Origin of the sequence: Vibrio xiamenensis, from assembly GCF_900100015.1 — a bacterium.
In the GTDB taxonomy this organism is placed as follows: Bacteria; Pseudomonadota; Gammaproteobacteria; order Enterobacterales; family Vibrionaceae; genus Vibrio; species Vibrio xiamenensis.
This window is the reverse complement of the sequence record NZ_FNDD01000041.1, coordinates 1-12,847: the sequence shown is the minus strand read 5'-3', so window position 1 is coordinate 12,847 and position 12,847 is coordinate 1. Positions and strand designations below refer to the sequence as shown.

13 protein-coding genes are annotated in these 12,847 nt (G+C 46.9%); 7 read left to right on the top strand and 6 right to left on the bottom strand.

Annotation, left to right across the window (positions count from 1 at the left end; translation table 11 throughout):
- Nucleotides 1–16 precede the first annotated feature (16 nt).
- A complete protein-coding gene (locus BLS03_RS22930; RefSeq protein WP_093279205.1) occupies nt 17–292 on the bottom strand; it encodes a nitrogenase-stabilizing/protective protein NifW in 276 nt (91 codons plus the stop codon).
- A 127-nt stretch (nt 293–419) separates the two neighbouring features.
- Nucleotides 420–1,274, bottom strand: coding sequence for a CPBP family intramembrane glutamic endopeptidase (locus tag BLS03_RS22925; protein ID WP_093279204.1), 855 nt, complete (start codon nt 1,272–1,274; stop codon nt 420–422).
- Between the two features lie 235 nt (nt 1,275–1,509).
- On the opposite strand from BLS03_RS22925, the gene BLS03_RS25745 reads away from it, so the two are divergent.
- On the top strand, nt 1,510–1,683 hold the full coding sequence (locus BLS03_RS25745; protein WP_176765671.1) for a hypothetical protein: 174 nt from the start codon (nt 1,510–1,512) through the stop codon (nt 1,681–1,683).
- Between the two features lie 118 nt (nt 1,684–1,801).
- Here the strand turns inward: BLS03_RS25745 and BLS03_RS22920 are convergent, their stop codons facing one another.
- Nucleotides 1,802–3,859, bottom strand: a complete 2,058-nt coding sequence (locus tag BLS03_RS22920) for an alpha-amylase (RefSeq protein WP_093279203.1) — start codon at nt 3,857–3,859, stop codon at nt 1,802–1,804.
- A gap of 281 nt (nt 3,860–4,140) precedes the next feature.
- Here BLS03_RS22920 and BLS03_RS22915 point away from each other — a divergent pair, with 281 nt between their 5' ends.
- The 3 genes from BLS03_RS22915 (at nt 4,141) to BLS03_RS22905 (ending at nt 5,449) form a co-directional block, all read left to right on the top strand.
- Nucleotides 4,141–4,497 (top strand): helix-turn-helix domain-containing protein, encoded by a 357-nt coding sequence (locus BLS03_RS22915; protein ID WP_093279202.1) that lies wholly within the window; start codon nt 4,141–4,143, stop codon nt 4,495–4,497.
- Nucleotides 4,498–4,593: 96 nt separating this feature from the next.
- Complete coding sequence (locus BLS03_RS22910) at nt 4,594–4,824, top strand: DUF3820 family protein (RefSeq protein ID WP_093279201.1); 231 nt, start codon at nt 4,594–4,596, stop codon at nt 4,822–4,824.
- Nucleotides 4,825–4,975: 151 nt separating this feature from the next.
- Nucleotides 4,976–5,449, top strand: a complete 474-nt coding sequence (locus BLS03_RS22905) for a hypothetical protein (RefSeq protein ID WP_093279200.1) — start codon at nt 4,976–4,978, stop codon at nt 5,447–5,449.
- Between the two features lie 75 nt (nt 5,450–5,524).
- Here the strand turns inward: BLS03_RS22905 and BLS03_RS22900 are convergent, their stop codons facing one another.
- Nucleotides 5,525–6,277: a hypothetical protein gene (locus BLS03_RS22900; RefSeq protein ID WP_093279199.1), complete on the bottom strand. Its 753-nt coding sequence runs from the start codon at nt 6,275–6,277 to the stop codon at nt 5,525–5,527.
- 374 nt (nt 6,278–6,651) lie between these two features.
- Here BLS03_RS22900 and BLS03_RS22895 point away from each other — a divergent pair, with 374 nt between their 5' ends.
- The 3 genes from BLS03_RS22895 to BLS03_RS22885 all read left to right on the top strand — a co-directional run bounded on the left by BLS03_RS22895 (nt 6,652) and on the right by BLS03_RS22885 (nt 10,018).
- Complete coding sequence (locus tag BLS03_RS22895) at nt 6,652–8,100, top strand: hypothetical protein (RefSeq protein ID WP_093279198.1); 1,449 nt, start codon at nt 6,652–6,654, stop codon at nt 8,098–8,100.
- Nucleotides 8,101–8,257: 157 nt separating this feature from the next.
- A complete protein-coding gene (locus BLS03_RS22890) occupies nt 8,258–8,845 on the top strand; it encodes an outer membrane beta-barrel protein (protein ID WP_176765672.1) in 588 nt (195 codons plus the stop codon).
- A gap of 168 nt (nt 8,846–9,013) precedes the next feature.
- Entirely contained in the window at nt 9,014–10,018 is a 1,005-nt protein-coding gene (locus BLS03_RS22885) for a tetratricopeptide repeat protein (protein WP_093279228.1), read from the top strand.
- Nucleotides 10,019–10,080: 62 nt separating this feature from the next.
- Here BLS03_RS22885 and modD read toward each other — a convergent pair whose 3' ends face one another.
- Together modD and BLS03_RS22875 are read right to left on the bottom strand one after the other, a co-directional pair.
- On the bottom strand, nt 10,081–10,905 hold the full coding sequence (gene modD, locus BLS03_RS22880; RefSeq protein ID WP_093279196.1) for a ModD protein: 825 nt from the start codon (nt 10,903–10,905) through the stop codon (nt 10,081–10,083).
- A gap of 169 nt (nt 10,906–11,074) precedes the next feature.
- Nucleotides 11,075–12,301: an aldose 1-epimerase family protein gene (locus BLS03_RS22875; RefSeq protein WP_093279195.1), complete on the bottom strand. Its 1,227-nt coding sequence runs from the start codon at nt 12,299–12,301 to the stop codon at nt 11,075–11,077.
- Between the last annotated feature and the right edge of the window lie 546 nt (nt 12,302–12,847).

The following is a 12,847-nucleotide window of genomic DNA, read 5'->3' as shown; positions in this document are numbered from 1 at the left end:
TGGCTCTACCTTGTGCCTAACGGCGCTGGCAAGAAGTGCAGCCACGGCAGGCGGAGCGGGTATGCGGGTCGAGACGGCCGCGTTGGACTTTGCAATAGGCATTTTTGAGTGCGCGCCGCGCTGAAAACCAGTCTTCAGGTTTGGCAATGATCACGTAGCCATTAAAGCGTTTGACCAACTCGGTGCGATACTCTTCGATAAAGCGGCTATCAAACTCGATTTCAAAATAGTCGAGCGCTTGTTCTATCGATGTAAACTCCGCTATCGTCTGCAAAATATCCTTATTACTCATGATGTCGCTCGCTAAGCAAGATGTGAGGAAATACGGCTTAGCCAGTGCGATTTAGTTAATACACCAGCCAGGTCAGATTAACAAACTTGGCTTAGTGTAATTAAGCACGCGCGCGGCGTCTTTGATATCAATACGAGTTTGGCGGTTTTTTGTCCGAATCGCTAAACGGCACAAACGCCTGACCGCGTGAGCCGAGTAAGTACCACAACATTGCCGCACCAACCCCAGAACCGAGTAATGCGACTACGGTCGCTAACAGCGAAAACGGGGCGGATTGCGAGGTTGAAAACAGGTGGCCGACATGAAACTGATGCCAAACAACAATACCCACCGTGCAATAAATCACACTGGCGATAATTGACGGCCATAGCGAGCGGCTTCGTACATACAGCCAGCCAAGTAAACAGCTAAACAGAAATGCTTCAGGCATGTAGGCAACAGATGGCTGTATGGCGGTTGCCAGCAGTGAGCACAGCAAAATAGCATTGGTGACTGTGTATTGGCTGACAAAGGCTCGCAGCAGTATGCCGCGAAATAAAAGTTCATTAATCAGCGGAGTTATCAACCCGACCCAAAGCAATGAATGCCAACCGCTCGATATCAAGCGAAATTCCATCAATTGTTGGCTCTGTGCGATCGGAAAACGTTGCTCCAACCACCACGAAATGTTGGTCATCCAAACCAGTGCACTGATTGATAGCAGCGCGATGGGAAACGTCAGTAGCGTGACCAAGCTTTTCGTCGAAGGCGTGGTTGAGCTAGGGGAAAATAACTGGCGATAGTTTAAACCTTGATAGCGCATTAACCCATAAATAACGATGCCCGTTGTTAAACTCGGGTAAAGCAGGTTACGAGGGTCGCCAATCGGCATTAGCCAGCCCAAATCATAAGCTAAAAACTGAACTAAGACCGTCAGCCCAAACCATAGACACAAAATTAAAATCGTGTGCCAAAAGTTTGGAAAGTTGGGATGTTTTTCCATGCCATTATATCCAAGCAGAACGTTATACAGGTGTACAACAAGGCGACCGTTTGTTATCGAGTATGAAGGCTTAGGTGGATGAATAGCATGGAATTATTGCTCAAGAGTCACTGAGCTTAAACTCGAGTCAGGCAGGTTGTAAAATATTTATATTAAGCATTTTGTTGAATATTAATGGCGGCGTTTCTAAACTTTGGTTTGCTGTGTTTTGATGGCGTAAATAAGGAGAAATACCATGAAATGGATGATGGGCGTGTGTTTGTCGGTAACGTTTTTTTCAGCACCGGCGCTGGCTGCTGGCAGCGGTACTGGCGGCGCACCCGCCGTGCCTTGTTATGTTGACGGCAAATATATCGGCACGATCGATATTATTCAGTGCCAAAAGCAAGGACAAACCACTCAAAGCTAAGCTTTACTTATCTCGGATAAAAGCCCTTATGCATCAATGATACATAAGGGCTTTGGGTTATTAGAAGATGGCAAGCCAAAATAAAGGTTCAGTGCTTACGACTTTAGGAACTGGCCATCTATTTTCTACCAACAAAGCCAACCACTACTTTGTCATCGCCTAAGGTGCGCGAAAATACGTAAGCACCATCTTGTTTTATTTCACGATGGATACCCGCACCAATCGCCGGGTGGGCGCGGCGAAATTGGCCAAGTGTCTGCCAGTGTTTGAGCAGGGCTTGGCGCTGTTCATCTAACTGCCACACCATATCGGAACGGGTTCCTTGATGGAAATCGTCAGCGTATGGACCAAGTTCTCGCGCCACTTCATCGCCGTAATAGACTTGTATGCCACCTGGGCTAAGCAGTAGCGCATTGGCCGCATTACGCTGCATCTCAAATGAGTTAAAGCGGCTAAAGAACAGCTCGGTATCGTGTGATGACATGTAACTAACCGGCATAAAATCTGGCGAGTTGTTCATTTCGGTCGCGTAATTTTGGTAGGTGTCGGCCATTTGGCTAAAACATGCAGCGCCGCTATCAAGACGCTTTTGCATGTCGAAGTTAATCAATGCGTCAAAACCATCATCAACATAAGGACTGCGATAAGCCGAATGCCCCCACACTTCGCCCATCATCCAAAATGGCGCACCTTGCTGGTTATGTGCTTGACGCCACGATACTAAATTGGCGCTGGCCTGTTGCTTCAAGCGTTTCCAGACATCACCTTCAACGTGTTTGACGGTATCGACACGAAAACCATCGATGCCAAAGCGTTTTACCCAATCGGTTTGCCATTCGATCAGATAGTCGGCGACGGTATAATTTTCGCGTGCTTTAACTCGTGTCCCCGGGTTATTGAGTAGCCATTTTGGCGGCGTGACCGCTTGGGCCGATTCAGTACGAAAGTCGGGCAAGCCTGCAAGTGTCATAGTGATGTCACTGCCGCCCGGCGCTGGGTAGCCAGGAAGGCCGGCTCTTACCCAATCACCGCCCCACCAATCGCGCCAATTTGGGCTTTGATAGTCAATGGCCTGATGGAAGCTGTGCCAGTTTTCTCCGGATTTCGGTTGCCAGTCGCTCCAGCGAGTTGGCAATGTCGCTGCGTTTACCACATCGATGTCATCGGTCTGTAAATCGGCCAGTGTGGCGTAACCTGAGTGGTTAATCACCGCATCGAGCAGCACTTTCATGCCGCGTTTATGTGCTTCGCTGATTAAGGTTTTGAGGTCGTTATCATCACCAAGATTGGCATCGATTTTGGTGAAATCGCGAGTCCAATAACCATGGTAGGCATAGAAAGGAAAACTGCCGCTGTCACCACCGCCAACAAAGCCGTGAATCTGTTCCACGATAGGTGATAGCCAAATCACATCCGTACCTAGGCTTTGAATGTAATCGAGTTTTTCGATCACGCCTTTTAAATCGCCGCCGTGAAAGGTGCCAATCTCTTGCTGATGATCTTTTTTGCGCCCGTAGCTGTTGTCGTTTGAGCTGTCACCATTGTTAAACCTATCAATCATCACAAAATAAATGTTGGCGGATTTATAGGTAAAAGGGGCTTTGCTTGGTGAATTGAGCGGTGAAAGCAGTACCAAGCCACCACTATCGGCTGCTGGCGTTAAGCTTACCTGACCATTTTTTACCGTGACCACTTGGCCGCTCAAGGCGTCTTTTAATTGAGTGCCATCTGGATAGGTATCGCCGGTTACAAGGGTCACTGCGCCGCCTGCGTAGGTTTCGCATTGCACATCTGGAATTGGGCGTGTAAAGGTGGTCGCTTGCGCTTTTTTTGCCGCGCGGCGAATTGCCAGAGAATGGGCGCCTGGGTCAAAATCAAAAGCGTAATCGCCGCTAAAGCGTACCTTAATTTCAAACTCGGTATCGGTGCCGCAGTTAAGGGCAATCGGTTTGGCAAAGCGGATTTTGGCTCCGCTTGGCGCGATGCAATTTCCCACCACACCAGAGACTTTGACGGTGTAGTTGTCTTTTGGTAGCGGAATGACCAGTGAGTCATCGCTACTCAGCGGGAAATTTCGGCTGGTTGTGGTGGTTGAAATGGTGATGTTTGGCGCGGCCAGCAGCGGAGCACTGACAAGGCCGGCGACGAGTGCGTAGCAGAGAGGTGAGAGTTTCACGTTATATCCTTATTAGTTTTATTTTTCTCTATCGTAACGCTGCTTTTTTAAGCTGACATCCTACTCACTTCTACGCCCCGAAGTACGCCTTAAAACTTGCTGTTATTCACATAATTGGCGCCACAAGGATGAGACATAATCGACATGATTGCTTTGGCAATTGCTAAAAACCACCCACTTCTTGAAAGCTTGATAAAAACTTCACGTCTCGCTGACATGTGCTCTGGGTATTTTCCTGACACTCTTGGCACAAAAATCACGTCGTCAGTTAAGGAAGGGTTATGGAGTTTACTCAACAGGACAAAGAAGCGTTATACAATGTCTGGATGTCGCAAAAAGCCAAAATGCGCATTACCCAAATGGAATTTGCTAAAAAGCTCGGCCTCAGCCAGCTTGAGTTTTCAGAATTATTGCGTGGCAAACGCGAGTTATCGATGTCTTTCATTGGGCAGTTCTGTCACCTTCTACATATCGAGCCAGAACGTGTGGTTCCTTCGCTAAAATCGGGTGTGTCTGAAGCGCCGAAAGTCGTGTATCTGGAAAGCCGTATGTCGGTGGATGGCGAAATCCAACGTGCGTATATCGAGGGCAATCAAGTGATTGTGGAATATGCGCATACGGTGAAACAACCGTCTTAATTTGGCTTGATGCAGCATTGCCGTTGCCAAGCTCTAGAGTCTAACCTTGCACTAATGGTACAGTGGCAGCCTTGATGGCTCACTGATTCATACACCATGTTAGAAAAAGAAAACTTACTGAAATTGGCGCGCATGCAGATGCCCTTTGGAAAATACGCTGGACGCGTGTTGATCGATCTCCCCGAAGAGTATCTGTTGTGGTTCGATAAAAAAGGTTTTCCCAATGGCGAACTCGGCGATTTGCTCAAACTGTGTTTGGCATTGAAAATCGAAGGTTTGGACAGTGTGGTGAAGCCGTTAAAACGCCCGCAGACCGGTGGTTACTAATCGGGGACTTTGCCTTGAAGTATTCCATTCACCGCCTTGTTTGTATCGCCAATATTGTTGACCACGCTCCTGGTTTCACAAAACAGTTAAACACCGCGCGTAAAATGTCGCCTAGAGCTACTAACTAAAAAAGACACAAATAAGGATATTTATGCAGGTTAGGTTTTGGGTACTTCGCGCTGTCTACATCGTGCTTCTGACTACTGTTGTCGGCTGTTCTTCGCTGAATGGCGATCGGATAGCCGATTTTGCCAGCAATATTGCTAACGGCTACTACATGGCGCCGCCAAGTGAACAGGTTGATGTTTATCGCTATGTGTATTTCTACTCGCCAACGGAAATGATTGAAGTGGATACTAAGCAGCCGCAGGTTATCAATACACCGCATGATTTTTTCCGCGACGAAGCTAAGTCTTTCCCTTATCAAATCAAAATGACCAAAGCGAAAACCGCGCTGCCTGATGATCTGAAACATCGTCTGCAATTCGATGATGTTAAACGAGATATCTATGAGCTGTATGAAGTGTCATACAGTTTTAAAGAGCATGGGATTCATTATTTTGCTGGAATCACAGGCTTAAAAGAGGGCGAATTAAGCGGATTTGAGCACAAAGCATTCCAATAGCTCCGCGGTATATTCGCTGTTTCAATCTGAATGAGATTAAAAAAGCACCGCGTTATCGCGGTGCTTTTTTAGCGGTTAATTACTTAGGTTGTAGCCTATCGAGAGGGAAACCCATGGACGGCCGTTATCAGCAAAATCTTCCGATTTATTAACCACGTCATAGCCATACAGTGCGCCGATATTAAATTCATCATTGAGTTCAAATAACAACCCCATTCCGATACTGATGCCAAATAGTGACGAGGTATTGCCATTTGAGTCGGTAGCTTCAATCATCGCCGGGCCAGAAAATAGAATCGGTGCAATTTCGAACCCTGAACTATTGCTGTCGAATTTCCAGCCTGCATATGGGGCAATAGTGGTTGAACTTTTTACTGTGTGTGAGCTTCTATAATATTTATATGGCGCAATTAGAGCGCCATATTTCCAACCAAAGCGGTTAATATCTTGCTCTGCTATTTTCGATTTTACTATCGGTACTGGTGCTGCCCCAACTTTGAGTAATTTACTTGGTTCACAAGTTGAATTATCAACCGCTAAATTCTCAAGTTTACTGCCTAGCCAAGCGCGTTTTGGCCTATAAAGATTATATTCATTAGAGCTACTGTCTACGCTCAATTTTAGGGTGGCTTTGGCCGGAATACATACACCGTTACTAAGATTAAGTGTATAAGGAAGGCTAAAAAAATCGTCATACAGCGTATTATCACTGGATGTTGTGGATTGAGTTTGATCTTCCTCTTCTCCTTCGGCTAACGACGTAAAGCCGAGACTAACAAGGCATAGACCCACCGCTATTTGCTTAGAAAAGTATTGCAGGTTATTCATTGCTGTTAACTCCATCTAACTGTTATTTCGTATCGACTGTCCTTCGTCGATTTGGTTATTTTTAGTTGAGATGAAACTGAGCGCCTAACTTTATTAATGGTATAAAAGGGTGTCTCTTGCTTTTAATACATTATCTTGGAATTGCTATTTCCAATGCATTGTCAGGTGTATGTAAAATATACATTTTCTCAAACGGAGTTTTACAGTATTTACGCGTAAAAAATATTGTCTCTTTCGCGCTTGAATTACGTCTATTGATCGATTACGCACCGCTTAACCGCTAAGTTTTGTAAAGATGTTGTTGTGATGTCAGTTCCAGATTTAATGGTGTGAGATTACGTATCATCACAGGGATTTATAAAAAAGGCTTTGAAATGAAACGACAAATCATCACAGTCGCGGTTTTGGCTGCGCTTAGCGGCTGCGCGCCGAGCCCTTCTCAAGTCGATGGCAATCCACAAACCGCAGATTCTGCTCATGCGAACGTGCTGGCTAGCGAACATTGGCCGCCCCCTCCGCCGCCTAATTCATCACCAAACGCAGAGATGCCTCCAGGGCCGCCGCCTTCCATGGGGCAAAAACCACCGGGTCCACCACCGGGCGGTTTTCCGCTAGGTGGATTTGCTGGAGGCCCGGGAGGGCCAAGCAAAGTCGTGACTGGCTCGGGATTGTATGTACTTAAAAATGGCGAACAGCTGATTGGTGGGCAATATCAATCTGACCAAGATGACCAAAACGTATTTCGTGCGCAAGGTGATATTAACGCCAGCTTAAGCAGCGTCCATGTACACAAAACGGCTGGAAAACCATCGAGCAATGATGCGGCGAGCTTTTACGGCTTAAATGCGGCCATTTTGGCTCTGGATAATGCGACGCTCACTATCAACGGCGGAACTGTGGACGCAAGTAGCGAAGGTTCGACGGGCGTATTTGCCTACAATGGCGCGGTGATCCATCTCAACGATACTGAAATCAACGTCTCTGGCGGCAATGCTGGAGGTATCGAAGTTGCTGGTGGCGGTGAAATTTATGCCAATAACTTAACGGTTAATAGCCGAGTTAAAGCGGCGATCCGCAGCGATCGCGGCGGCGGTAAACTCGTGGTTAACGGCGGTCAATATTCGACTCAGGGCAGTATGGGTGCCCCCGCGATTTACAGTACCGCAGACATTGAAGTCAATAACGCGACGCTAGATTCTCACAACTCTGAAGCTGTGGTGATTGAAGGGCTGAATTCGGTGACGATTCGTGACAGCGCGGTGACGGGGCGAATGGATGGCAATTATCAGCCAGACAGCAATGATGTGATTCGTAACGTGATGCTCTATCAAAGCATGTCTGGCGATGCGCAAAACGGTACCAGCCGATTTACCATGCAAGGTGGATCGCTGCGCTCAAATAATGGCGATATGTTCTATGTCACCAATACCGACAGTGTGATTAACCTCAATCATGTGATTTTAAAGCGAGCGGCTAATAGTAAACTTTTAGTGATTGCTGGTAACAGTGGTAAGCGTGGTTGGGGAAGAGTAGGGGCCAATGGTGGCGTTTGCGAGATGAACTTGCTCAATCAGATAGCGGATGGAGATATCCGGGTTGATCCTATCTCTGCGCTTGAGTTAAATCTCGAGCAGGGTGCGCAATATACGGGTGCGATAAATCCAAATGGCGAGCAAGCGCAGTCGTTGGTGGTGAGCTTAGATAATACCAGCCATTGGTCGCTCACAGCGGACAGCTATGTGACGGAATTTAAGGGACAGCTTAGCCAAGTGTCGTTCAACGGCCATCAAATTTATGTGGCAGGCAAATCGCTAAGCCAATAATGGTTCGGTCTGTTTCGAAGTGAAAAGCCACGTTATGTGGCTTTTTTTTACCCATTTTTCGCACAGCTTCACGTTGTGAAGAGCATTTCGCCATAAAGTACCGATTGTTGCTCAATGGCGTCGCCTTGTTATAAAAAAGTTTGTAATGAGGAAAGCGATGAGAATTGCAGCTCTAATGATGCTGGTGATATCGATGTCTGCCGCGGCGCAGGATGTCGTCACCCGCAATAGCCGAAATTTAGCGATCGGCTTTCAAAGCCTAAGTTCCACCAATACTTTTGAGCTCGACACCAGCAGCGCCAGTGCTGACGACGATAATGACAGCACGGCGCTCGCGTTGACACTGTCTTACTACACCTCAAAAAATATCGCGTTTTTTTTGGAGTATCAGAGTGAAGAGTTTGACCACGGAATTTACGACAACAGCAATAAGAAACTGACGTCACTTAACGTTGGCTTTTTGCGTGAATATCCTCTCGGCTATGGTTTTACGCCTTACGTGCAAGGCGCGGTTGGTATTGGCAGCATTGAGTTGGACCCGTCGGTCTATTCGAATGATTCTGCCAGTACCATGAATCTAAAAATCACTGCAGGTATGGCGCTGTATATCGCCGAAGCTTGGCGTTTTCATCTTGGTTTAAGCGGCCAATACAGATCTTGGCAATCGGTTGATTTAGGCTCGGGCGATATTGATATCAGCGAAACCTCGCTGATTGGTGTTGCTGGTTTGGGGTTTCGTTTTTAAACCAGGTGACAAGCGGATTTTGGCGGCGTTTTATCGCGTACTTAACTGCGCTCATCGAGTTTTAACGCAATATCACATTTTGGCGTTAAGCTTGTGAATAATAGGCATAATAACCGTGAATACAGCGCTATTATCGGCGCTGAAAAATTTTTTAAGAGTCTAGATATGATGACGTTACGACCTCAATTACTCCTTGCCACTATGGCACTCACTTGGGGCACGCACGCCCTCGCGTTTGACCTCAGTATTGAAGATTTTGATCAAGAGAGTCTGGCGGTGATTAAGCAGGCGAAAACATCTAGTGATATTTCGGTATTGAATGAAGCGGCGAACATTCTGATTTACGATTCGATGATGCAAGAAAACGTCGACCAAGGCGTGGTATACTTAAGCAAAGCGGCGGGGCTTGGCGATGAGGAATCGCAAGTTGAGTTAGCCGACTATTACTACAGCGAAGACGATTACGTTAATGCGCTGAAATGGTATCACCAAGCCGAAGGTCACAAAGATCCTTACGTGTTATACAGCTTGGGCGTGATGTATTTTGATGGTGAAGGCACTGAGCCGGATTACCAAAAAGCCAACCAATATTACGAGCAGGCAGCCAATGCGGGTTACGCCGATGCGATGTACCAATTGGCGTTTTCCTATAACGACGGCAAAGGCGTTAAGCAAGATTACCAAAAAGCGGCCTACTGGTTTCAAAAAGCCGCCGATGAAGGTGACGAAAGCGCCATGTATAACCTTGGTATTTCGTACCTAAACGGTGAAGGGGTAGGGAAAGACTGTAAAAAAGCGATGGAGCTTTTTAATCAAGCGATTGAGTCGAACGACCACGCTTTGTCGTACGCCAAACTTGGCGATATCTACTCCTACACCGAATACAAAGCACCTTGTGGGTTGGAAAAAAGCGATTACAAAAAAGCGCTTGGCTATTACAAAAGCGCCGCGCTTGAAGGCGACAGCTATAGCCAATTTCAAGTCGGCTATGCCTATCGCAATGGTCACGGCGACTGGAGTAACTTTGTCAAAGCGCTGGCTTGGTTTCAAATCGCTTTAGAATATGGTTATGACGATGCACAATCTGCCATTGATGAAGTGAAAAACCAGATGTCTGACCAAGACATCGAAAAAGCCAACAAGCTTCAAGAAGCGATCGAAAACGAGTTTTAATGTTCTCAGTCTCAGTGTAGGTTGGATGTTCAAAGGCTAAGCACCATCGACTGCGATGGTGCTTAGTGAAACACCACTTCAACGTCTTTGGGTTTGGCGTAATAAGGATACGACGTCACTATGCTATCTGCGCCCGCGGCGGCATAATCGGCAACGTTGCTCGGTGTTACGCCACCCGCAATCCCCAATTGCGGCGTTAGTCCTAATCCCATCAGCTGCGCTTTACAGTGTTTAATATCCGCAAGGCTGAATTTATCGAGCTGCAACAGTTCTGCGCCCGCTTTGGCCCAAACCAGCGCGTCTTGCACATCATGCACTTCAAACACCGCACGATCTTTCGGCGCGTGGCGTCGTAAATGTTCAACAGTTTGTGCTGGCGTCATTGATAAATATTGGCGATGTTCAGCAAACACCAAAATACTTTCCGATGTGCCTAGGCGATGCATTTGTGCGCCGCCACTTCGCACTGCTTTCACCGACAGCGCTTTGGTATTGGGGACCTGTTTTCTGGTGCAAGTAATGGGGACGCCTTGGGCGTTCGCCACCATCGCCGCTGCAGCGCTGGCAATGCCGCTTGCCCATTCAATCAATACTTGCGCGGATTTCCACACCGAAAACACCACGTGTCCAGGCCCGCAGGCCGTCAAAATCCCATCCCCGGCGTTAAGCTCACTGCCGGATGGGTGGAGAAGTTCTACTTGTGCGCCGCTTAACGTCAGCATTCGTGCCGCTTCTTCGACGCCGCATAGGGTCATCGCATAGCGCGCCGAAAAATCCATCTGAATATGAGTGTTTTTGTGGATCAGCAGCTCGGTGGTTAAGTCGTCAAATGGTACATCGTCGCCCAGCAATTCCAGTAACTGTTGATCATGTAATACGCAGCGCATACATCCTCCTTGAATTTGATTTACTAGCATATGCCAGTTAGTTTGCGCCGCGAATGCTGGACAAACAATGACCAAAAACAAGACTTAGCGTGGTTGAGGCACAGAGAACACTGTGGCGTCGAATTTGCGGCTCTACACTGAGCCGCAATAAGATTTTGAGCGATAAGTGTTATTCAGCCTTGGTTAAGTCTACAAGCGGTGTGCTGACCTGTTTAACGCTGTTATTGCCGAGTAAGTCGTTGACCGCTTTGACTGCGTTTGTCACTGCAGATTTTGAATCGAGCACGGTATAAGTCAAATCAAAGTGCTTACTTTCGCCAGGGTTGATGGTGGGTACCAATCCCAGCGGACGCTGAAACTTGGTGTTGTACGCGTAACTGGTGCCCGGTTCGATGCCGGTTACGTAACCTTGTTGCAAGGTATCGGTGTTTTTCCACAGCGTTAGCACCGGCAGCTGATGAGTATTAAATTGCATTTCGACCCCTAAGTTGGCGGCTTTATTGTGCAGCACTGCTAGGCTATTGCCATTGGCGTCGGCAATCGGCTTAAGGTTAAACACCATCTCATCATAGTTTTTGGTTGGACCAAGGTAGGTTTGCCAATAGGCTAGGCCTTGTTTGGCATAATCGTTAAACGGCGAAATTTCGCTGGCGGCTGCGTAGACTTTGGCGCCTTGTTCTAGAATCGGTTGACCATAATTTGAGTGGTAAATAATCTGGTATTCGTCTTTATAATCGGCTTGATTGGTTAACACATCATGAATTGAAAAGCGGTTTTCTCCTGGCGTAATGGAAAACGCGGTTTGGGTAACCAAGTTGGCTTTCTTAAAGGTTTTCTCGCTGAGTTGGCCTTCGACGGTAATCGTGTATGGCGCTTGTTCGCTGATGTTAACTTTGATAAGCGAGCTTGGCGTATTTTGCGCTCGGCCATGTAGGCTAAGCAACTGACCATTGTCGTCAACACCTGGGTGACCGGTCCATTCATATCCGCAACGCACCATCATTTCATTGAAGCCATCAAGCCACCCTAAGCCATTGCGGCTTTCGAGATCGATATACACCGGATTGACGATCTCTTTCACCGGAGAGTTCCAGCCGAGTATGCGCTTGCCATCTTTTTTGACGTTGAAGATACCCATACCGCGAGTCGGAATCAAAGTGACTTCCAGTTCGCCATTGTTAATGATGATGACGTCGACCCCTTCTTGTTTTCCGCCATGAAGACGCATTTTCTCAATGCTAAACGGCGTTTTTGAATTTAACCCTAACTGTTGGTTATCGATTTTCCAGTGCTCTAGGTAGGTGTTACTGGCCGCGTCGGTGAGAGTAAATTCGGCGCTTTGTGCGTAGCAAGGAGATAGTAGAGCGAGGGCAGTAATCAGTGGCTTAATTCTCATTTGATGATCCTTTTATGTTTTTTTATTATTTATGCTTTTAACTACAACTGAATCGATTCAGCTAAAAAGATACTCAGCAAAATGTGCGGATCAAAGTGCTGAACAAACGAATGTGATTCAGTTCATTGAGTTGATGAATTTCTCATGCAGCAATGATTGGTGAATCACGTTCAGCAAATATTATGTTATTTATCAATAGGATGATTTTTATTGATATACCCGTCTTACTTGAAGCTGCAGCGGTGTTGGCTACGTTTGTTCACCCCAATCACATAGTTATCTATGCTCATGGGGCCTCACTCACTTGCCGCCTACCTGCAACTCCAAGTACTTTGGGTATAGTGTTATTTCACAGCATTGAATCGAGCAAGGTTTGAATCAATCAACGCTATTGGCGCGTTTTGCGATACAAATATGCTAATTTAGCTACGCGAAGATTTTTTGATCACTAAGGGAAGGGAATACAACGTGATAAGACCGATGACAAAGGCTGATTTTGACGCCTTTTGGCCGACATTTGAGCAAGTGATTGTAGCGCAGCAGACC

What these genes read in the sequence shown, in the direction of transcription:
- BLS03_RS22925 (WP_093279204.1), bottom strand. Translation starts at nt 1,274, where the DNA reads ATGGAAAAACATCCCAACTTTCCAAACTTTTGGCACACGATTTTAATT.
- modD (WP_093279196.1), bottom strand. Translation starts at nt 10,905, where the DNA reads ATGCGCTGCGTATTACATGATCAACAGTTACTGGAATTGCTGGGCGAC.
- BLS03_RS22905 (WP_093279200.1), top strand. Translation starts at nt 4,976, where the DNA reads ATGCAGGTTAGGTTTTGGGTACTTCGCGCTGTCTACATCGTGCTTCTG.
- BLS03_RS22900 (WP_093279199.1), bottom strand. Translation starts at nt 6,277, where the DNA reads ATGAATAACCTGCAATACTTTTCTAAGCAAATAGCGGTGGGTCTATGC.
- BLS03_RS22910 (WP_093279201.1), top strand. Translation starts at nt 4,594, where the DNA reads ATGTTAGAAAAAGAAAACTTACTGAAATTGGCGCGCATGCAGATGCCC.
- BLS03_RS22930 (WP_093279205.1), bottom strand. Translation starts at nt 292, where the DNA reads ATGAGTAATAAGGATATTTTGCAGACGATAGCGGAGTTTACATCGATA.
- BLS03_RS25745 (WP_176765671.1), top strand. Translation starts at nt 1,510, where the DNA reads ATGAAATGGATGATGGGCGTGTGTTTGTCGGTAACGTTTTTTTCAGCA.
- BLS03_RS22915 (WP_093279202.1), top strand. Translation starts at nt 4,141, where the DNA reads ATGGAGTTTACTCAACAGGACAAAGAAGCGTTATACAATGTCTGGATG.
- BLS03_RS22885 (WP_093279228.1), top strand. Translation starts at nt 9,014, where the DNA reads ATGACGTTACGACCTCAATTACTCCTTGCCACTATGGCACTCACTTGG.
- BLS03_RS22890 (WP_176765672.1), top strand. Translation starts at nt 8,258, where the DNA reads ATGAGAATTGCAGCTCTAATGATGCTGGTGATATCGATGTCTGCCGCG.
- BLS03_RS22895 (WP_093279198.1), top strand. Translation starts at nt 6,652, where the DNA reads ATGAAACGACAAATCATCACAGTCGCGGTTTTGGCTGCGCTTAGCGGC.
- BLS03_RS22875 (WP_093279195.1), bottom strand. Translation starts at nt 12,301, where the DNA reads ATGAGAATTAAGCCACTGATTACTGCCCTCGCTCTACTATCTCCTTGC.